Origin of the sequence: Streptomyces cinerochromogenes (genome assembly GCF_014648635.1) — a bacterium.
Taxonomy (GTDB): domain Bacteria; phylum Actinomycetota; class Actinomycetes; order Streptomycetales; family Streptomycetaceae; genus Streptomyces; species Streptomyces cinerochromogenes.
The window spans coordinates 205,659-224,647 of sequence record NZ_BMRM01000003.1; the positions used below are offsets into that span (position 1 = coordinate 205,659).

Here is an 18,989-nt window from a genome sequence, read left to right on the forward strand (position 1 = left end):
AAGCCCCCGGAAGGCGTAGCGGATACCCCGCCATCGCGGGGCGCCGGCGGGGAGCGGGCGGCGAGGGCGGCCGTGGCTCCCGGGCGGGCGTCCACGCGCGACGCCGACGAGGCGCCACGGTTCCGCAGGGTCCGAAGCCGTGGGCAGGGTCAGCGGATGATCCGGAGGCGGTGCGGTGCGCGGGTGGCCGGCTCGGGGAGGCGCAGGGGGTGCAGGCCCGGGGTGATGCTGCCGAGCAGCGTTGCCCTGGAGGCGCCGGTGGCGGCGGGGTGGGTGCCGGGGAGGCCGTGGACCGTGAGGAAGCCCAGCGTGGCGAAGGCCAGGGCCTCCTTGGCGTCGGAGGGCAGCCCCAGGTCGTCGCTGCGGCGCAGCGGTACGCCGGGCAGTTCCTCGGCGAGCATGCGCATGAGCACCGGGTTGCGGGTGCCGCCGCCGGAGACGACGAGTCCGGTGACCCGGTGGGCACGGCAGGCGTCGGCCACCGTCACGGCGGTCAGCCGGGCCAGGGTGGCCAGGACGTCGTCGGGGGAGGGCGTGGGGACGGCGTCGAGCGCCCGCTCCAGGTACGGCAGGTGGAAGTGCTCCTTGCCGGTGGTCTTGGGGGCGGGCCTGCGGTAGTAGGGGTCGTCCAGGAGGAAGCGGAGCAGCTCCGGGCTGACCCGTCCGGCGGCGGCACGGCGCCCGTCCTCGTCGTGGGTGGCACCGCCGTCGGTGAAATGGTGCACGGCCGCGTCCAGCAGGGCGTTGGCGGGGCCGGTGTCGAAGGCCAGCGGATCGGCGCCGGGCGCGAGGACGGTGACGTTGGCGATGCCGCCGAGGTTCAGCGCCGCCGGGATGCCGGGGAGGGCGCGCAGCAGCAGGGTGTCGGTCATCCCGACCAGCGGTGCGCCCTGGCCGCCGGCCGCCACGTCCCGGCTGCGCAGGTCGGAGACGACGGGAAGTCCGGTCGCCTCCGCGATCCAGGCAGGCCGGCCCAGCTGGAGGGTGCCGCGGACGACACCGTCCTCCACCCAGTGGTGGACCGTCTGGCCGTGCGAGACCACGAGGTCCGCGGCTCCCGCGCACAGGTCCCGCAGGGCCCGCGCGGCCGCGCCGGCGAAGGCCTGCCCGATCCCGCTGTCCAGGGCGCACACGGCCTGTGTGGTGGTGGCGGCCGGCGGCAGACAGGCGGCGATGAGGGCGCGCAGGTCGTCCGGGTAGGGGACGGAGAGGTGCCCCAGGTGCCGCAGGAGCAGGGTGTCGTCGTCCAGTGCGAGGTCGGCGGCGGCGGCGTCGATCGCGTCGTACGAGGTGCCTGACATCAGGCCGATCACCCGCATGGTGCCTCCCACGGCTGCCGGGGTCGAGAGGGATCGGGGCGCGGCCGGTGCGGCCGCGGTGACAGGCCGTCAGCGGGGGGCGGCCGTCGTGACGCGGCCCTGGCCCGGATCCGGCTGGTCGTCGTCCGCCGGGGCCTCCGCGGGCTCCGGCGCGCGGTGCAGCAGGCTCATCAGGCCGCCGACGACGAGGGTGGCCACCACACCGATCGGGACCAGCCACTGGGCGGCGATGGCCGTCGGTACGGTGCCGCCGGCCGCGGTGACGTCGATCCTCACCTCGCGCACGATGTAGGTCATCACCGCGACCGTCACCAGGAACGCCACGACGGAGTCCGTCTCGTTCGCCCGCCGGACCGTGCGGCCGAGCAGGAACGCGCCGAGCAGGGCGCCGTAGGTGTAGCCGGCGATCGTCAGACCGGTGAGGTAGACGTTCCCGGTGCTGGTGCTGAACGCACAGGCGAACACCGCCATGAGCGCCGCCCACACCAGCGTCATCACCCGTGCGAGCCGCAGCAGCGAGGCCTCGGGGGGTGCCTTGCGGAAGAAGCTGTGGATGATGTCGGCGACGGTCGAGTTCGACATGGAGTTCAGCGCGGAGGACAGCGAGCCCATGGCGGCGCCCAGGATGCCGGCCACGAGCAGACCGGAGACCACCACGGGCAGCCCGTGCAGGATGAAGTCCGGGTAGAGGTTGTCGGAGCTGCTCAGGCCCAGTTCCTGGAAGCTCCTGCCCCCGTTGTACGACCACAGCAGCGCGCCCACCAGGGAGAAGGCCGCGAACTGGAGGGTGACGAAGACACCGGAGGCGATCATGGCCTTCTGGCCGTCGCGCAGGGAGCGGGTCGCCAGGATGCGCTGGACGATGAGCTGGTCGGAGCCGTGACTGGCCATGGCGAAGATCGCGCCGCCGACGATGGCGGTGGGCAGGGCGAACGGGCTGGTCAGGATGTGGGCGAGGGTGAAGTCGGTGTCGAAGAGCCGGAATTCGCCGGCGTCCAGGGCGCGGGTCAGGCCGGCGCCGCCGACGTGCGCGGACAGGACGGCGATGGCGAGCACCGCGCCGCCCAGGTAGAGCCCCATCTGGATGGCGTCGGTCCAGATGACCGCCTTGATGCCGCCGAGATAGGTGTAGACGACGGTGATCACGGTGAGCACGACGATGATGAGGCGGTAGCTCGCGTGCACGCCGAACTCGTCGAGCAGCAGCTTGATGGGGATCGCGGACGCGAACAGCCGTACGCCCTCGGCCAGGAGGCGGGTGAAGACGAAGGTGACCGAGGCGAGTCCCTGGAGTCTGGGCCCGAAGCGCGTACCGAGGTACTGGTAGGCGCTGACGAAGCCGCCCCGCTTGTACAGGGGGATGAGGACGGTGGCCACGACGACGCGGCCGACGACGTAGCCCAGGGCCAGTTCCACGTTGCCGAAACCCTGGCCGCTGTAGGCGCCGCCGGGCACGCTGATGACGGTGAGCACGCTGGTCTCGGTGGCGACCACCGAGAACGAGACGGTCCACCACGGCATGCTGCTCTCGCCGACGAAGTAGTCCTTCGACGTCGTCTGCCGGCCGGCCAGGCGCAGTCCGATCACGGCGATCGCCACCAGGTAGACGACGACCACCACGAGGTCGAGTTGGCGCACGCTCTCTCCTAGGCGACGGCCGGCGGCGGGGCCGGCGGGGTGGGGGCGGTGGGGAGGGGTGCCGCCCGCCGGACGCGGACGACATGCGGCTCGTGCGGTGTGCGGGTGTCCAGGGTCAGCAGCCGCGCACCGTCCAGCGGATCCCCGAGCGGGGGCCGCAGGCGCAGCGGGCGCGGGAAGCCGGCGAGCGCCGCGCGCAGCGGTCCGAGCAGGAGTTCACCGAGTCCGGTGAGGCCGCCGGTGACGGCGACACCGAGGTCGTCGCCGCCGATCCGGCCGGCCGCGGCGAGCACGGCCTCGCCGAGCGCGGTGGCGGCGTCCCGGACGATCGCCGCGGCCGGCGCGTCACCCGCTGCCGCCGCGCGCGCGACGTCCGGGGCGAAGGACGCGGCGGTCCGGGCGGGGTTGCCGTCGCGTCCCAGGACCACGGGCAGCCGGTCGGGGTCGCCGAAGCGCTCCCTCGCGGCGGCCAGCAGCGCGGTGCCCGGTCCGCGTCCGTCGTGGGCGCGCAGCGCGGCACGCAGCCCGGCGGCGCCGATCCAGGCGCCGCTGCCCTCGTCGCCGAGCCAGGGCCCCCACCCGTCGACGCGCGCGTACGACCCGTCGTCGCCGATGCCGACGGCCACCGAGCCGGTGCCGATCGCGAGGACCACGCCGCTACGGCCGCCCAGGGCACCGGCGTGTGCGGTGACCGCGTCGCTGGTGACGGCCACCTCGTCGGCGGGCAGCTCCCCGAGGAGCAGCCCGGCCAGGTCGCGGGCCGCCCGCGGTGCGGCGGCGGCGCCCGCCGCGCCCACGCAGAGTGCCGCGGGCCGCAGGGAGGGCGCCCGGGCCAGGAGCGGGCGGACGGCGGCGAGTACGGCCGTACGGGCCGCCTCCACTCCGCCGTCCGTGGCGAGCCCGGGGGCACCGGGCGCCTCGTGCACAGCCTGGGCAGGGCCGGCGCCGTCCCACAGCACGGCACGGCAGCCGGTCTTGCCCAGGTCCACCGCGACTGCTGCTGTCATGCGGCACGCCTTCGTGTGTCCGGGGTTGCAGCGAGTATCAGAAGGCACACCTTGGGATGTCAACAAGTAACGTCATTCCGTGGGGCGCGTAAATTTTTGACGCGCCGACGGGGTGGAGTTAGCGTGTCCCACCCACCCAGGAGGGAGCGGACCATGGCCGGCCGGAAACCACCCCGCACCCCCGCTCGGCCGGAGCAGGCGTCTCCCGCCGGGACCCTGGCGCGCATCCGCGCGGAGCTGCCGTCCATGGCGCCTTCGGAACGGCGGGTGGCCGACGTCGTCCTGGCCGATCCGGCGCAGGCGTCGGAGCTGTCCATCAGCGCACTCGGCGCACGGGCGGACACCTCGGCGGCCACCGTGATGCGCTTCTGCCGCACGATAGGCATCACCAACTACCCCCAGCTGCGCCTCGCCCTGGCCGCCGCCGCGGCCCGCGAGCACGCCCTCGACGGCGACCGTCCCATACCGAGCACCGACATCAGCGCCACCGACACGCTGGGCGAGATCGTCGACAAGATCATCTACACCGAGGTGCGTGCCCTGGAGGACTCCGGGGCCGGGCTGGACATCGAGGTCCTGGGCCGCGCGGTGGACGCCGTGGCGGGAGCGCGGCGGATCGACATCTTCGGCGTCGGCGCCAGCGCCTTCGTCGGCCAGGACCTCCACCAGAAGCTGCACCGCATCGGCCACATGGCGTTCATCTGGACCGACCGGCACGCCGCCCTCACCGCGACCGCCCTGCTCGGACCCGGCGACGTCGCCCTGGCCGTCTCCCACTCGGGCGAGACCGAGGACACCGTGGAGCCGCTGCAGGCCGCCGCCCGACGCGGCGCGACCACCATCGCCCTCACCAACGCCCCCCGCTCCGCCCTGGCGCGCAGCGCGGACCTCGTGCTGACCACCTCCGCCCGCGAGACACCCTTCCGCTCCGGCGCCACCGTCAGCCGCATCGCCCAGCTCGCCGTGGTGGACTGCCTGTTCGTCGGTGTCGCCCAGCGCGGCTTCGACACCGCGACCGCGGCCCTGCACGAGACCTACCGTGCCGTCCAGCGCCGCAGGCCCCCGCAGCAGCCCCGCCGCACGCCGACCGCCGGCTGAGCGGCCGGCCCTGCCGGGCGGGCACTCCGCTCAGGAGAAGCCGTACCCGGCGAAGTCGGCCAGCGGGACGTACCCGATGCGCCGGTACAGGGCGTTGCTGGTCGGGTTGGCCGGGTTCGTGAACAGGACGACGTCCGTCGCGCCCGCGGTCAGCGCGGCCCTGGTCACCGCGACCGTCACGGCGCCCGCGTAGCCCCGGCCCCGGAGGGGGGCCGGGGTGTAGACGGGGTCCACCCGGACCATGCCGCCGACCATCGAGGTGGAGCCCGCCAGGGAGACGGGCGTGCCGTCCGGGGTCTCCCAGAACGTGAAGTGCTTGTCGGCGAAGCGCGAGCCGGCCCAGGAGGCGGCATCGAGGGGGGCCTCTCCCACTTCGGCGACGAACTCGTTGCACCAGTACAGGAGTTGCTCCTGGTCGCGCGCGTCCAGGACGCGGTCCCGGCCCTGCGGACGCGGCTCCGGCGGGGTGAGCGTGCCCAGACGGTGGAGCCGGCCCCGCCAGTCGTGTTCCGCCGCCGCGCCCGTGTGCCGCTGCCATGCCTGGGCGAAGGCGGCGGCGGTGTCCTGGTCCGCGGTGACGCCGGAGAGCCGGAGGCCGAGGCCGGCCAGGCGGACGGCGAGGGTGTCGGCCTGCTCGGGGGAGAGGGGAGTGAGGGTCAGGCGGCGGGTCGCGAGGCGGTAGCAGACGGCGCGGACCTCGCCCCCTGACTCCAGCCGGCCGAAGACGGTGCCCTCGGAGCCGAACGCGTCCGGCCCGCGGGTGCGCAGCTTCTCGATCGTCGTCAGCGGGGTGTTGTGCAGCGCGGGCCGCGAACGCAGGAAGTCCCCGGCGCGGGCGAGGAAGTCGTCGATGTCGTCGGTGAGGTGCCAGTCGTCATCCGGGAGCATGCCGCATCATCCACGAACTGCCGGGAACCGGGCAGCACTTGGGTCGCGGGCGGGCGGAGTTCAGCCGTTCCACTCGCGGGCGAGCATCGCGTAGACGTACTCGCTGCCCCAGCGGTCGCCGTCGAGGTCGTTCTCGACCAGATGGGCCTCGCGGCGCATGCCGAGCCGCTCGCACACGGCCGCCGACGCGGTGTTGAGGACGTCGAGCCGGGCGAAGACCCGGTGGACGCCCAACGGGCCGAAAGCCAGCGACAGCAGCGCACCCGCCGCCTCGGTGGCGTAGCCGTGGCCGGCGTACCGGGGATGGAGGCTCCAGCCGATCTCGGCCTGCCGTGCGCGCGCGTCCCTGAGGTTGAGGACCACCTCGCCCATGACACCGGGCTCTCCCGCCCGGCAGACGGCCAGCAGGAGCCCGTCGCCGTCGGCCTCCCAGTCGGTTCCCCCGGCCCGCGCCGCGATGGACTCGGCACAGGCCTCTCGGGTGAGCGGCGGGCGGTAGAGATACCGCGCGACCTCCGGCAGGGACTGGTACGCGTACCGGTCCTCGACATCACCGGGTGCGAACAGCCGCAGCACCAGCCGCTCGGTGGTGATGGTCGCCGGAACGGTCCTGGAGACGGCGGTCATGGCGGTTCCCCCCTGTTCTGCCGACAGCCTTACCGGACACACTAGTTGGTTCCGGCCGCGATCAGCTCGGCGGCCGGAACAGTGTGCGCAGCGCCATGGCGGCGACCTGGTGCAGCTGCTCGCGGGTACGGCCGCTCGCCGCCTGCACGGCGATGCCGTCGGTGACGGTGTGCACGAGCTGGGCGAGGACGCGCGGATCACAGCCCGCGGGCAGGTCGGCCGCCTGCTCGAAGCGCCGCCGAAGCGCGGCCTCGCCGGCCATCCGCCGGGCGATCACCTCCTGCCGGACGGGGTCGGAGTCCGGACCGCAGGCGTGCACGCTGTTGACGCTCAGGCACCCGTGGGGCGTGTGCGGCCCGGTGGTCAGCTCGACGGCGCCGAGGATCGTCCTCTCGACGACCTCCCGTGCGGTGGGCGCTTCCAGTGCCTCGACGGCGAAGGCGCCGGGGCTGGCGAAATAGCGGTCGAGCACCGTGCGGAACAGCTGCTCCTTGTTGCCGAACGCCGCGTACAGACTGGGCCTGTTGATGCCCATGGCCGCGGTCAGCTCCGACAGGGACGTGCCTTCGTAGCCCTGCCGCCAGAAGACCTCCAGCGCCCGATCGAGCGCAGCCTCCGCGTCGAAGGCGCGCGGGCGACCGCCTGGCATGCCGTACCTCCCGAGGTTTTTTACCTATCGGTACGTTACCCCCTTGATCCCCTCCTGCGGCTCCCCTAGTTTTGTATCGATCGGTAAGGAACTGGGGAGGGCACATGATCAGAGCAGGGATCGTCGGAGCCGGCGGCTGGGCCGGTGTGTCGCACCTGCCCGCGCTGGCCGGACTCGCCGGGTTCGAGGTGACCGCGGTCGCGACGACCCGTCAGGCCAGCGCCGACCAGGCGGCGGCGGCCCACGGGGTACCGCTCGCCTTCGCCGACGCCGGAACTCTCGCCGCCCACCCCGACGTGGACCTGGTGGTGGTGTCGGTCAAGGCGGCCGGGCACGCGAAGGTGATCAGGGCCGCGCTGGAGGCGGGCAAGCACGTGCTGTCCGAGTGGCCGCTGGGCGTGGACGCCGCCGAGGCGGACGACCTCGCCCGGGCGGCCGGCGCCGCCGGCGTCGTCCACGCCGTGAACCTCCAGGGATACCAGTCCCCGGACGCCCGGTACGTGGCCGACCTGCTGGCCGCAGGCGCGATCGGCCGGCTCGAATCGGCCGTGCTGGTCGCCGCGGGCGACCCACTGGGCGGCGCCCGCATCGCGCCGGAGCTGGCCTGGTCCACCGACCCGGCCGGGGGCACCTCGCTCCTGACCGTCATGGCCGGCCACTTCCTGGCCACCCTGGACCGGATGGCGGGCAGCCTGGTCGAGGTCTCCGCCAGGCTGCCCCGCCCGTACGACCACGTCGACGTCGCGGGGACCGGCCGAACGGTGCCCAACGGGGTGCCCGCGCAGGTGCTGCTCCACGGCGTCCTGGAGAACGGCGCGACCGCGTCCGTCGCCGTGCACGGGGGCAGCGGCACGCCGGACGGGTTCTTCGTCAAACTCGTCGGCGCCGAGGGCATGTTGACGGTGACTCCTGCCCGGCCGGGCATGTACATGCACTGGACCGACTGGGACATCAAGGTCGACGGCGAGCCGGTGAAGGTGCCCGACGACTACCGGACCGTCCCCTTCGACCCCGCCGCCGGACCGGTCGCCAACGTCGCGGCCGTCTACGAGGAGATCGCCCGGTCGATCGCCGAAGGGCGCCGGCCCCGCCCCGACTTCCACGCCGCCGCGGCCCACCACAGGGTGCTCGCGGCCATCGAACGCTCCGCGGAGACCGGCACCGCGCAGAAGGTCGGGTGAGGGTGCCGACCGTGGGCGCCACGGCGAAGGCCCCGCCTGCGGCTGCGGCTGCACCCACGGTCGGCGTGGAAGCCGACCCGGCACACCCGGCACCCTTGGGGTGCGCGGCCCGGTGTCGCCGCCCGGACCGCCGTCCCCCGCCCGACTCGCGGTCCGGGCGCCCCGCGGGTCGCTGCCGTGATGCCGCCCCGCCGCTCAGCCCACGGGCACGGCCACCTCGCCCGTGCCGGTCGCGTCCGCGCCGCCGGTGACGCGGACGGCGAACGGACGGTCGGTGCCGCGCGCGGTGACGCGCAACCGCGTGCCGTCGCGGCGGACGGTGAAGGTCGCGGCGGGGGCGCCCGTGAGGTCGGGGACCGTGGCCTCGGCGGTGTAGTCCGGCGCGGCCGTCGGGTGGACCAGCAGGGTCGGGGTGTCCAGCCAGTCGCCGTCCGGGCGGCTGTCGTCGGACGCGAGCGGCAGGACGGCGCCCTCGCGGACGTACAGCGGCAGGCTGTCGTAGCCGTGCCGCTCGGTGCGCCAGGCCGGGCCGGTGACCTGGTCGCCGGTCAGCAGGTGCGTCCAGGTGCCCTCGGGGAGGTAGACCTCCACCTCGCCGTCCTCCGTGAACACCGGGGCGACCAGCAGGTCCGGGCCGAGCATGTACTGGCGGTCCAGCGGGCGGCACGCCGGGTCGTGCGGGAACTCCAGGAGCATCGGGCGCATCACCGGGACACCGGTGCGGTGGGCCTCGGAGGCGGCGCCGTAGAGGTAGGGCATGAGACGGTGCTTGAGCAGCGTGAACTGCCGGGCGACCGCCACGGCCTCCTCGCCGAAGTTCCACGGCACGCGGTACGACGTGGAGCCGTGCAGCCGGCTGTGCGAGGAGAGCAGGCCGAAGGCGAGCCAGCGCTTGAAGACGGCGGGGTCCGGGGTGCCCTCGAAGCCGCCGATGTCGTGGCTCCAGAAACCGAAGCCGCTCAGGGACAGGGACAGCCCGCCGCGCAGGGACTCGGCCATGGCCTCGAAGGAGGCCCAGCAGTCGCCGCCCCAGTGCACGGGGTACTGCTGACCGCCCGCGGTCGCGGAGCGGGCGAAGAGGACGGCCTCACCCTGACCCCGCTCCTTCTCCAGCAGTTCGAAGACGGTCCGGTTGTACAGATGGGTGTAGTAGTTGTGCATCCGCTCCGGGTCGGAGCCGTCGTGCCACACGACGTCGGTGGGGATGCGTTCGCCGAAGTCGGTCTTGAAGCAGTCCACGCCCTGGTCGAGCAGCGTCCTGAGTTTGGCCCGGAACCAGGCCCGGGCGTCCGGGCTGGTGAAGTCGACCAGGCCCATGCCGGCCTGCCACAGGTCCCACTGCCAGACGTCGCCGTTCGGCCGGCGCACCAGGTGGCCCAGCTCGGCCGCCTCCTCGAAGAGCGGGGACTTCTGCGCGATGTAGGGGTTGATCCAGGCGCTGACCTTCAGACCCCGGGCCTTCAGGCGGGCGAGCATGCCCTCGGGGTCGGGGAAGACGGCGGGGTCCCACGCGAAGTCGCACCACTGGTACTCGCGCATCCAGAAGCAGTCGAAGTGGAAGACCGTCAGCGGGATGCCGCGCTCGGCCATGCCGTCGACGAAGGACGTCACCGTCGCCTCGTCGTAGTCGGTGGTGAAGGAGGTGGTCAGCCACAGGCCGAACGACCAGGCGGGCGGCAGGGCCGGCCGGCCGGTGAGGGCGGTGTAGCGGCCGAGCACCTCCTTCGGCGTGGGGCCGGCGATCACGTAGTACTCGATGGACTGGTCCTCGACGCTGAACTGCACCTGGCCGACGGACTCGGAGCCGACCTCGAAGGAGACCCTGCCGGGGTGGTTGACGAAGACGCCGTAGCCGCGTGAGGAGAGGTAGAACGGGATGTTCTTGTAGGCCTGTTCGCTGCTCGTGCCGCCGTCGGCCTGCCAGACCTCGACGACCTGGCCGTTCTTCACGAACGGGGTGAAGCGCTCGCCGAGGCCGTAGACCTGTTCGCCCACGCCGAGCGCCAGCTGGGCGAGGACGTGGTGGGCCCCGTCGTCGGTGGTGGCGAAGGCGGTGCCCTTGGCGCCGGCCCGGGTCAGCTCCCGTCCGTCCGCCCCCTGGAACGCCAGCGCCCAGGGGGCCGCCTCGTCCAGGCGGAGGGTCAGCGGGCCGCTGGTCAGCTCGGTGACGGTGCCGTCGCGGCGGACGGTGCCCGCGCCGTCGGGCGCGCCGGTGAGCGCGAAGTCCGGGCCCGGACGGCGTTTGCCGGCGTGGTGGGTGACGCGGACGCCGATCACGCCCTCGGCGGGGGAGAAGCAGTCGACCGTGAGGAGCGGCGCGTTGAGCGTGTCCCCCCTCCGCGCCACCTTCTTCGCGGCCGCATAGGCGGTGAAGCGCTTCGATTCCACGCAGACGTCGCGCACCTCGACGGCGTACGTGATCTGCACGCCGTCGCGGATGCGCCAGAAGCCGTTGGTGAACTTCATGTTCTTCCTCGGGGGAGGTGGAGTGGTTCGAGCGGGGCGCGGAGGCGTCGCCCGGGATGTGGATCGTACACAGGCCACCTCGCCGCCGGACAGGGGCAAGTGCCGGAAAAAACCACGGTGACCAGCCATGATCACGAGCTTCTCGGCCGTCGTCACGGGAAAGTGTGCACGGGCGGACAGGTGCTCGGGTCTTCCGTCCGGCGCGCGCATGGCGTATTAGTCATGCCAGTAAACAAACGTGTCCGGCAACGCCGCCGGACAGTACGACAGCAAGGGCCGCGCATGTCGAAGCGCTTCAATAGACCCTCCCGCAGTACCGTGATACCCCTCGCAGCCGTCTCCGCCCTGGTCGCCGGGGCCGCGCTGACCGGCTGCGGCCAGCAGCGCGACAGCTCCGTCTACACGGTGCTGAACTCGTCGACCGACGAGACGTACCACCGCTGGGACGCGCAGGCGATGGCCCGCTGCGGCAAGCGGCTGGGCGTCGCCGTCGAGCAGCAGAGCGTCCCGGCGGCACAGGTGATGACGAAGGCGCTGCGCATGGCGTCCTCCCGGTCGCTGCCCGACATCGTGCAGTTCGACGCCTCGGAGATGCCGACGTTCGCCGAGGCCGGCGGGCTCGTCGACCTCAGGACGCTCGGGCTGGGCACCGGGGACATCCCGCGGGGCATCGTCAACTTCGGCTCCTACAAGGGGACCTACTACGGAGCCGCCCGGTCGGTGAACACCCTCGCGCTCTTCTACAACAAGGACATCCTCGACCGGGCGGGCCTGAAGGTGCCCGCGACCTGGGCGGAGCTGCGCGCGAGTGCGAAGAAGCTCACCCGGGGCAAGCGGTACGGCCTGGCGCTCAGCGCGGGCGGCGCCGAGGACGGCGTCTTCCAGTTCACGCCGTTCATGTGGTCCAACGGCGGGGACGAGACCCGGCTGGACGGGCCGAAGGTCGTCCAGGCGCTGGACTACTGGAAGAGCCTGCTGAAGGACGGCTCGCTGTCGAAGTCGACGGTGGGCTGGACGCAGGCCGACGTCAACGACCAGTTCATGGCGGGCAACGCCGCGATGATGATCAACGGCCCGTGGCAGGTCGAGACGCTCAACACCGAGAAGTCGCTGCACTGGGGCATCGCGCGGATCCCGGTGCCGAAGGCGGGGGAGAAGTCCGTGGGCCCGCTCGGCGGTGCCGTGCTGACCGTCCCGAACACCGGCGACGAACAGCGGGAGCGGACGGCGGGCAGGATCGTCGCCTGCCTGTCGAGCGAGCGGGAGCAGCTGACGTACGCGCTCAACAGCTGGATGGTCCCGGCCAACGAGAAGGCCGCCGCCGCATGGCGCAGGCAGGTGCCCGAGCTGGACGCGCTGGCCGACCAGGTGGCCGCCGCCCGGTCCCGCACGGCCAGGCTCGGCGCCGGCTGGACGGGCGTGTCGCTCGCCCTGCAGAGCGCCTTCCAGTCCGCCCTGACCGGCCAGTCCAGCCAGGCCGCCCTCCAGCGCGCCCAGCAGCGGGCCACGAGCGGGAACCGAGGTACGCGCAGATGACCACGTCCACCGTCACCGCGCCCACCGCGGTGCCCCCGGCCGGCGCACCGGCCCCCGCCCGGCTGCGGCGCCGGAACCGGCTCGCCCAGTGGGGGTTCGTCGCCCCCGCCGTCCTCTTCATGCTGCTGTTCTTCGGCTACCCGCTCCTGCGCAACGTCGTGATGAGCTTCCAGCACTACACGCCGAAGACGTTCTTCACCGGCGAGGCGCCCCTCAACGGCTTCGACAACTGGTCGAACGTCTTCCGGGACGCCCTCTTCGGCAAGGCGCTGTGGCACACGCTCGTCTTCACCGCCGGCTCGCTCCTCGGACAGTTCTGCGCCGGCCTCGCCCTCGCCGTCTTCTTCACCCGGAAGTTCCCGCTGAACGGCGTCCTGCGGTCGCTGATCCTGCTGCCCTGGCTGGTGCCCATGGTGGTCTCCGGCATCGTCTGGCGGCGCATCCTCGACCAGGACACGGGTGTCCTGAACTCCTTCCTCGACACGACCGGCCTCGGCGGTCACACTCCATGGCTGACCGATCCCCACATGGCCCTGCTGTCCGTCATCCTGGTCAACATCTGGATCGGCATCCCGTTCAACATGGTCATCCTGTACGGAGGCCTGCAGGAGGTCCCCCGCGAGCTGTACGAGGCGGCCGCCCTGGACGGCGCCTCCGCCTGGCGGACGTTCCGCTCCGTCACCCTGCCGGTGCTCCGGCCGGTCATCACGGTCGTCCTCGTCCTGGGATTCATGTCGACGGTCAAGATCCTCGACCTGGTCCTGGCCCTCACCGACGGCGGCCCCGCCGACGCCACCCAGACCCTGGGCACGCTCACCTACCAGAACTCCTTCGTACGACTGGACTTCGGGGCGGGCGCCGTCGTCGGCAACGTACTGATCCTGATCTCCGCGGTGTTCGCGGTGCTCTACCTGCGGGCCAACCGCACCGAGGGGAAGTGACCGGCGATGGCCGCTGAGAACGTGAAACCGCGTGCGCGCGGGCGCCGCCTGGGCTCCACCGTGGCCGGTGTGCTCGTCCTGGCCGTGATGCTGTTCCCGCTGTACTGGATGCTCAACACCGCGCTCCAGCCCGAGGCCGGGCTGATCGAGGTCGATCCCGTGCCGCACGGCCTGGACCTGTCCGGCTTCTCCAAGGCGCTCGGCGACCAGGGCGGGCACCTGCTGACCTCGCTGGTGGTCTCGCTCGGCGCCGTGGTCGTCTGCCTGGCGATCGCGGCCCCGGCGGCCTACGGGCTGGCGCGGTTCCGGCTGCCCGGCTCGCGCACCCTCGTGTTCGGCACCCTGATCACCCAGATGGTGCCGGGGATCGTCATCGCCAACGCGCTGTACACGTCGTACGTCGACCTGGGCCTGGTCAACTCCTACGCCGGGCTGATGCTCGCGGACGCCTCGCTGGGCATCCCCTTCTCCATCGTGCTGATGCGCTCGTTCATGGTGTCCATCCCCGGCGAGGTGATCGAGGCCGCGCAGATGGACGGTGCCGGACGGCTGCGGACCTTCGTGCGGGTGGTGCTGCCGATGAGCCGCAACTCCCTGATCACCTCCGGCCTGTTCGCGTTCCTGTTCGCGTGGAGCGACTTCATGTTCGCGCTCACCCTCAACACCACCGACGACGTCAAGCCGGTCACGCTGGGCATCTACCAGTACATCGGCGCGCACGTGGGCGACTGGGGATCGGTGATGGCCGCGTCCGTGCTGTCCGCGATCCCCGCCGCGATCCTGCTCGTCCTCGCGCAGAAGTACATCGCCGCCGGCATCACCGGCGGTTCCGTCAAGTGATCCCTGGAGCCCCGCACATGACCGACTTCCCGCGTTTTCCCCCGGGGTTCGTCTTCGGCGCCGCCACCGCCTCCTACCAGATCGAGGGCGCGGCACGCGAGGACGGCCGCGGCCCGTCGATCTGGGACACCTACAGCCACACCCCCGGGCTCGTCGCGAACGGCGACACCGGTGACATCGCCTGCGACCACTACCACCGCTACCCCGAGGACGTGGCGCTGCTGCGGGAGCTGGGGGTGGACTCCTACCGGTTCTCGATCGCCTGGCCGCGGATCGTGCCCGCCGGCTCGGGCGCCGTGAACCCCAAGGGCCTGGACTTCTACGCGCGGCTCGTGGACGAGCTGCTCGCGGCGGGCATCGAGCCGGCCGCCACCCTCTACCACTGGGACCTGCCCCAGGCCCTGGAGGACCGGGGCGGCTGGCGGGTCAGGGAGACCGCCGAGCGGTTCGCCGAGTACACGGCGGTCGTCGCCGAGCACCTCGCTGACCGCGTGCCCCGCTGGATCACCCTGAACGAGCCGTGGTGCAGCGCCTTCCTCGGCTACTCCGTCGGCCGCCACGCCCCCGGTGCCCGTGAGGGCCGCGGCGCGCTCGCCGCCGCCCACCACCTGCTGGTCGGGCACGGACTGGCGGTGCAGGCCCTGCGGGCGGCCGGGGTGCGCGAGACGGGCATCACCCTCAACCTCGACCGCAACCTGCCCGCCACCGGCTCCGCCGCCGACCGGGCGGCCGTCGTCCGTGCGGACACCCAGCACAACCTGGTGTGGACCGAGCCGCTCCTCGCCGGCCGCTACCCGGACACCGAGGAGGAGACCTGGGGCGAGCTGATCAGCGGCCAGGACTTCCGGCGCGACGGCGACCCGGCCCTGATCGGGCAGCCGCTGGACTTCCTCGGCGTCAACTACTACCGGCCGACCGTCGTCGCCGACGCCCCGTACCGGGAGGCCGACCCGGCGCGGCGGACGGCGACGGACAACCGGTACGCGGAGGTCCGGTTGGAGGGGGTGCGGCACACCGCGATGGAGTGGCCGGTCGTCCCGGACAGCCTCACCGACCTGCTCGTGGCCCTGAAGGAACGGTACGGCGAGGCACTGCCGCCGATCCACATCACGGAGAACGGCTCCGCCGAACACGACGAGCCGAGCGCGGACGGGACGGTGCACGACCGTGACCGGGTCGCCTACCTGCGCGACCACCTCACCGCGCTGAAGACCGCGCTGGACGCGGGCGTGGACGTCCGCGGCTACTACGTCTGGTCGCTGCTGGACAACTTCGAGTGGGCCCTCGGCTACGGCAAGCGGTTCGGGATCGTCCGGGTCGACTACGACACCCTGCGGCGGACGCCGAAGGACAGCTACCACTGGTACCGCGCGCTGATCGCGGCGCAGCGGCGGTGAGCGCATGACGACCGCCGCACCCGGTCACCCGGCCGTACCGGCGTCCTTCCACAGGCTCCGGTACGCGGTCGGTGTCGTCCCGGTCGCGGTGCGGAAGGCGCGCGTGAAGTCGGAGGCCCTCGGGTAGCCCCAGCGGGCACCGATCGCGCTGACCGGGGTCGCGTGGAGCAGCGGGTCCGCCAGGTCCCGCTTGCACCGCGCGACCCGCTCCTGCCGGATGAGGCTCTTCACGGTCGTCCCGTGCACCTGGCAGACCCGGTGCAGATAGCGCACGGAGATGCTGTGCGCCGCCGCGACCGTGGCCGGCCCCAGTCCGGGGTCGTGCAGGTGCTGCGTGATGAACGCCCGGACCTGCCGGTACAGCGTCGCCGTCCGGCTCTCCGGAGGCAGCGCGGAAGTACGGTCGACGCACCGCGCGATGACCGCCGCGGCGAGGTCGACGACGGTCGCGCCGAGCCGTTGCCGGTCCAGCGGGGTGAGGTCGGTGTCCGCCCGCGCCAGGCTGACCAGGGTCTCGCGGAAGACGTGCCCCACGCCGTCGACCGTGCCGAGGGCCGTTCCGCACAGGGGGGCGACCAGGCGATCGGGCAACGGCAGCAGGCGCCGGGGGAACTGCAGGACCAGGGAACCGCAGCAGCCCGGACCGCAGGCCGACGCCTCGAACGGCCGGGAGCTGTCGTACAGGACGATCTCACCGGGTTCCACGACGGTGTCGTGCCGGGCCTGCGCGATGCTCTGCCGGCCGGAGGTGATGACGCCGATCTGGTACAGCTCGGGATCGGACGCGCGGATCAGCCGCGCGGAGCGGTAGGAGACCAGCTGCGCGTACGAGATCGCCGACAGCTGCACCGGCCCCAGCGCCACGGCACTGATCCGCGCGGTGAAGTTCGCGGGGTCGGGAAACCTCATCCGGGTGCTCACCAGGGCTTCGGCGGTGGCTTCCGCCCAGGCGGCCGTCCTCTCGGCGGGCGGCAGGCAGGAGGTGTCCAGGACGGTCATCATGACGCTTCCCCGTGTCGCAGGCACGTGCCGGTGGTCATCCAGCACTCTCGGCCGCCCGCGCCGCCCACCGGAAGACGGTTCCGCGTCAATCGTCGTGTGCGCCGCGTGCCAAGCACTGTGCGCCGTGTGCTCACGACACCGGGGGCGGCGAGCGGGCAGGCTCGGACCGCACCGCCGGTTTGCGGGCGGTGCTGTCCCGAGACAGGAGGATTTTCCGTGCGGACCTCACAGAAGGCCGGTCTGGCCACGGCCGCCGCGGCGCTCGGTCTGGCCGGCATGCTCGCCCCCACCGCCTCTGCTCAGCCGCGGGTGACCGCGGCTCCGTCGGACTGCCCGAAGTACTACTTCTGCGGCTACAAGCAGGCGAACTTCAAGGACCTGGCCTTCAGGTTCAAGGACTGTTACCTGCAGGAGATCCCCGACGGCCTCAACAGCGGCGGGTCCTGGTACAACAACCAGTCGGCCGGTACGAAGGCCCGGATGTACGACAAGAACAAGACGCTCATCTACACCACTCCGGGCGCCCCCTCGTCGGACGCGAACGGCGACTGGGGACCCGTCTGGTACGTGGACGCCTGCTGATTCCCTGGCCGGGGCCCCGGGCGGGCTCCGGCCGGGTGGACGGGTGAGGAAGGCTGCGGTTCCCGGCAAACGGGGAACATTCACCTGAGGTGCCTGCAAAAGGGGCACCTGTGGTCGATGTGCGCACGGGAGGCATGATGAGCCGGCAGCCAGTCCTTCTGCCCTACGCCGACCCGGCCTTCGTGGCCGATCCCTTCCCGCTCTACCAGCGGCTGCGCGAGGACGGCCCGGTGCGGCGCGCGGTGCTCGCCGGAGGCCTGGACGCCTGGCTGGTCACCCGCTACCAGGACGGCCTCGCCGCCCTGTCCGACCCGCGGCTGAGCAGCGACGTCCGCGACGCCTCGGACCCGCGCCTCGTCCAGCAGCTGCCCCGGTTCGAGCGCGAGTCGATGATGAGCAACATGCTCCGGTCCGACCCGCCCGACCACACCCGGCTGCGCCGCCTGGTGTCCAAGGCGTTCACCGCACGCCGGGTCGCCGAGCTCGGGCCCCGCATCCAGGAGATCACCGACCGGCTCCTCGACGCGGTGGCACCGGCCGGCCGGGCCGACCTCGTGGCGGACTTCGCCCTGCCCCTGCCGGTCACCGTGATCTGCGAGCTGCTCGGCGTGCCCGTGGACGACCGGCACGACTTCCAGCGGTGGACCGACGCCATGCTCGTCCGCGGGGAGGGACTGCCCGACCCGGCCGTCGTCGACGAGGCCTGGCAGCGGATGCGCGCCTATGTGACCGCGCACCTCGACGCCAAGCGCGCCCACCCCGGAGACGACCTCCTCAGCGCGCTGATCATTGCCCACGACGAGGAGCAGCGGCTGAGTCACGACGAGCTGGTCGCCATGACCTTCCTGCTGCTGGTGGCCGGATACGTCACGACGGTGAACCTGATCGGCGGCGGCATCGCCGCGCTGCTCGCCCACCCCGACCAGCTGACCCTCCTGCGCGAGCACCCGGACCTGCTGCCCGACGCGATCGAGGAGTTCCTCCGCTACGACGGCCCGGTCAGCCCGGGCATCGCCCGGTTCGCCCGCGAGGACGTCGACATCGCGGGCGTGACCGTCCCGCGCGGCGCGACCGTGCTCATCGCGTCCGCCATCGCCGACCGCGATCCGGCCCGGTTCCCCGACCCCGACCGGCTGGACATCACCCGGCGGGACAACGGCCACCTGGCCTTCGGGCACGGCATCCACTACTGCCTGGGCGCGCCGCTCGCCCGGCTCGAAGGCCGGATCGCCATCGGAACGGTGCTGCGCCGCCTCCCGGACCTCGCCCTGGCCGTCCCCCCGGCGGAGCTGGACTGGCGACCCGGCGGCCTCCGCGGCCCGGCCCGGCTTCCCGTCACCTTCACCCCCGGCGGCCGGGCGGACTGAACTCCGCAGGACTCGGCGCCGCGGGGCCGGCCCGCCGCCGCGGCGTGTTCCACCGGGGTGGCGGGAGGACCCCCGGGCGCGTCGGCGGTGCCGTCGATACGGCCGGGCAGCGGGCGTACGGCACGCGTGCCGGTCTCCGCTCTCCGTGAAGCCGGTGCGCACGGTGGTCAGGGGCGGCAGGAAGCGGGCGGCCTCGGGGATGCCGTCGTAGCCGACGACGCCGGCGTCCCCGGGAACGCGGGCGGCCCGCCTCGTGCAGGGCCCGCAGGACACCGGGAGCCATCCGGCCGTCGGAGGCGAACACGGCGGCGACGGACAGGCGCCACTCGCCCGCGGCGAGGAACTCCCGGGCGCGGCCGGACTCCCGCGTGAGAGCGCGCGCCGGCAGGGGGAGGGGGCCCGGTGCCGCCACCGGCTCTCCGCGCACGCCTGCCACCGCATCCCTCGCCGT

At 72.9% G+C, this 18,989-nt stretch carries 16 protein-coding genes; 8 read left to right on the forward strand and 8 right to left on the reverse strand.

Annotated features, from left to right (window positions below; genetic code table 11):
• Nucleotides 1–149: 149 nt before the first annotated feature.
• The 3 genes from IEZ20_RS07585 to IEZ20_RS07595 all read right to left on the reverse strand — a co-directional run bounded on the left by IEZ20_RS07585 (nt 150) and on the right by IEZ20_RS07595 (nt 3,964).
• Nucleotides 150–1,319 carry an anhydro-N-acetylmuramic acid kinase gene (locus tag IEZ20_RS07585; RefSeq protein ID WP_189295723.1) on the reverse strand — a complete coding sequence of 390 codons (1,170 nt, stop codon included), beginning with the start codon at nt 1,317–1,319 and terminating at the stop codon, nt 150–152.
• A gap of 69 nt (nt 1,320–1,388) precedes the next feature.
• Nucleotides 1,389–2,957: a sodium:solute symporter gene (locus tag IEZ20_RS07590; protein WP_189295725.1), complete on the reverse strand. Its 1,569-nt coding sequence runs from the start codon at nt 2,955–2,957 to the stop codon at nt 1,389–1,391.
• 8 nt (nt 2,958–2,965) lie between these two features.
• Nucleotides 2,966–3,964, reverse strand: coding sequence for a BadF/BadG/BcrA/BcrD ATPase family protein (locus IEZ20_RS07595; RefSeq protein WP_189295727.1), 999 nt, complete (start codon nt 3,962–3,964; stop codon nt 2,966–2,968).
• A 153-nt stretch (nt 3,965–4,117) separates the two neighbouring features.
• Here IEZ20_RS07595 and IEZ20_RS07600 point away from each other — a divergent pair, with 153 nt between their 5' ends.
• Entirely contained in the window at nt 4,118–5,062 is a 945-nt protein-coding gene (locus IEZ20_RS07600; RefSeq protein ID WP_189295729.1) for a MurR/RpiR family transcriptional regulator, read from the forward strand.
• A gap of 30 nt (nt 5,063–5,092) precedes the next feature.
• Here IEZ20_RS07600 and IEZ20_RS07605 read toward each other — a convergent pair whose 3' ends face one another.
• The 3 genes from IEZ20_RS07605 to IEZ20_RS07615 all read right to left on the reverse strand — a co-directional run bounded on the left by IEZ20_RS07605 (nt 5,093) and on the right by IEZ20_RS07615 (nt 7,226).
• Entirely contained in the window at nt 5,093–5,950 is an 858-nt protein-coding gene (locus tag IEZ20_RS07605) for a GNAT family N-acetyltransferase (protein ID WP_189295731.1), read from the reverse strand.
• A 60-nt stretch (nt 5,951–6,010) separates the two neighbouring features.
• Nucleotides 6,011–6,577, reverse strand: a complete 567-nt coding sequence (locus IEZ20_RS07610; RefSeq protein ID WP_189295733.1) for a GNAT family N-acetyltransferase — start codon at nt 6,575–6,577, stop codon at nt 6,011–6,013.
• Nucleotides 6,578–6,638: 61 nt separating this feature from the next.
• On the reverse strand, nt 6,639–7,226 hold the full coding sequence (locus tag IEZ20_RS07615; RefSeq protein ID WP_189295734.1) for a TetR/AcrR family transcriptional regulator: 588 nt from the start codon (nt 7,224–7,226) through the stop codon (nt 6,639–6,641).
• 104 nt (nt 7,227–7,330) lie between these two features.
• Between IEZ20_RS07615 and IEZ20_RS07620 the strand changes: the two genes are divergently transcribed.
• Nucleotides 7,331–8,407: a Gfo/Idh/MocA family protein gene (locus IEZ20_RS07620; protein ID WP_189295736.1), complete on the forward strand. Its 1,077-nt coding sequence runs from the start codon at nt 7,331–7,333 to the stop codon at nt 8,405–8,407.
• A 195-nt stretch (nt 8,408–8,602) separates the two neighbouring features.
• Here IEZ20_RS07620 and yicI read toward each other — a convergent pair whose 3' ends face one another.
• Complete coding sequence (gene yicI / locus IEZ20_RS07625) at nt 8,603–10,873, reverse strand: alpha-xylosidase (RefSeq protein WP_189295738.1); 2,271 nt, start codon at nt 10,871–10,873, stop codon at nt 8,603–8,605.
• A gap of 282 nt (nt 10,874–11,155) precedes the next feature.
• Between yicI and IEZ20_RS07630 the strand changes: the two genes are divergently transcribed.
• From IEZ20_RS07630 to IEZ20_RS07645, 4 genes are read left to right on the forward strand one after another with little or no spacing between them, the layout of a single operon-like run.
• On the forward strand, nt 11,156–12,409 hold the full coding sequence (locus IEZ20_RS07630) for an ABC transporter substrate-binding protein (protein ID WP_189295740.1): 1,254 nt from the start codon (nt 11,156–11,158) through the stop codon (nt 12,407–12,409).
• A complete protein-coding gene (locus IEZ20_RS07635; protein ID WP_189295742.1) occupies nt 12,406–13,350 on the forward strand; it encodes a carbohydrate ABC transporter permease in 945 nt (314 codons plus the stop codon). Before IEZ20_RS07630 ends, IEZ20_RS07635 begins: the two co-directional genes overlap by 4 nt.
• 6 nt (nt 13,351–13,356) lie before the next feature.
• Entirely contained in the window at nt 13,357–14,190 is an 834-nt protein-coding gene (locus tag IEZ20_RS07640) for a carbohydrate ABC transporter permease (RefSeq protein WP_189295744.1), read from the forward strand.
• 17 nt (nt 14,191–14,207) lie between these two features.
• Complete coding sequence (locus IEZ20_RS07645; RefSeq protein ID WP_189295746.1) at nt 14,208–15,587, forward strand: GH1 family beta-glucosidase; 1,380 nt, start codon at nt 14,208–14,210, stop codon at nt 15,585–15,587.
• 24 nt (nt 15,588–15,611) lie between these two features.
• Here IEZ20_RS07645 and IEZ20_RS07650 read toward each other — a convergent pair whose 3' ends face one another.
• Nucleotides 15,612–16,589: an AraC-like ligand-binding domain-containing protein gene (locus tag IEZ20_RS07650; RefSeq protein WP_229895938.1), complete on the reverse strand. Its 978-nt coding sequence runs from the start codon at nt 16,587–16,589 to the stop codon at nt 15,612–15,614.
• A 216-nt stretch (nt 16,590–16,805) separates the two neighbouring features.
• On the opposite strand from IEZ20_RS07650, the gene IEZ20_RS07655 reads away from it, so the two are divergent.
• Complete coding sequence (locus IEZ20_RS07655; RefSeq protein WP_189295748.1) at nt 16,806–17,171, forward strand: hypothetical protein; 366 nt, start codon at nt 16,806–16,808, stop codon at nt 17,169–17,171.
• Nucleotides 17,172–17,308: 137 nt separating this feature from the next.
• Entirely contained in the window at nt 17,309–18,538 is a 1,230-nt protein-coding gene (locus IEZ20_RS07660; RefSeq protein ID WP_189295749.1) for a cytochrome P450 family protein, read from the forward strand.
• Nucleotides 18,539–18,989: the final 451 nt, after the last annotated feature.

Bases quoted from the DNA above. Each gene is read 5' to 3' on its own strand.
- IEZ20_RS07585 (WP_189295723.1), bottom strand. From the start codon at position 1,319: ATGCGGGTGATCGGCCTGATGTCAGGCACCTCGTACGACGCGATCGAC.
- IEZ20_RS07595 (WP_189295727.1), bottom strand. From the start codon at position 3,964: ATGACAGCAGCAGTCGCGGTGGACCTGGGCAAGACCGGCTGCCGTGCC.
- IEZ20_RS07600 (WP_189295729.1), top strand. From the start codon at position 4,118: ATGGCCGGCCGGAAACCACCCCGCACCCCCGCTCGGCCGGAGCAGGCG.
- IEZ20_RS07605 (WP_189295731.1), bottom strand. From the start codon at position 5,950: ATGCTCCCGGATGACGACTGGCACCTCACCGACGACATCGACGACTTC.
- IEZ20_RS07610 (WP_189295733.1), bottom strand. From the start codon at position 6,577: ATGACCGCCGTCTCCAGGACCGTTCCGGCGACCATCACCACCGAGCGG.
- IEZ20_RS07615 (WP_189295734.1), bottom strand. From the start codon at position 7,226: ATGCCAGGCGGTCGCCCGCGCGCCTTCGACGCGGAGGCTGCGCTCGAT.
- IEZ20_RS07620 (WP_189295736.1), top strand. From the start codon at position 7,331: ATGATCAGAGCAGGGATCGTCGGAGCCGGCGGCTGGGCCGGTGTGTCG.
- yicI (WP_189295738.1), bottom strand. From the start codon at position 10,873: ATGAAGTTCACCAACGGCTTCTGGCGCATCCGCGACGGCGTGCAGATC.
- IEZ20_RS07630 (WP_189295740.1), top strand. From the start codon at position 11,156: ATGTCGAAGCGCTTCAATAGACCCTCCCGCAGTACCGTGATACCCCTC.
- IEZ20_RS07635 (WP_189295742.1), top strand. From the start codon at position 12,406: ATGACCACGTCCACCGTCACCGCGCCCACCGCGGTGCCCCCGGCCGGC.
- IEZ20_RS07640 (WP_189295744.1), top strand. From the start codon at position 13,357: ATGGCCGCTGAGAACGTGAAACCGCGTGCGCGCGGGCGCCGCCTGGGC.
- IEZ20_RS07645 (WP_189295746.1), top strand. From the start codon at position 14,208: ATGACCGACTTCCCGCGTTTTCCCCCGGGGTTCGTCTTCGGCGCCGCC.
- IEZ20_RS07650 (WP_229895938.1), bottom strand. From the start codon at position 16,589: ATGATGACCGTCCTGGACACCTCCTGCCTGCCGCCCGCCGAGAGGACG.
- IEZ20_RS07660 (WP_189295749.1), top strand. From the start codon at position 17,309: ATGAGCCGGCAGCCAGTCCTTCTGCCCTACGCCGACCCGGCCTTCGTG.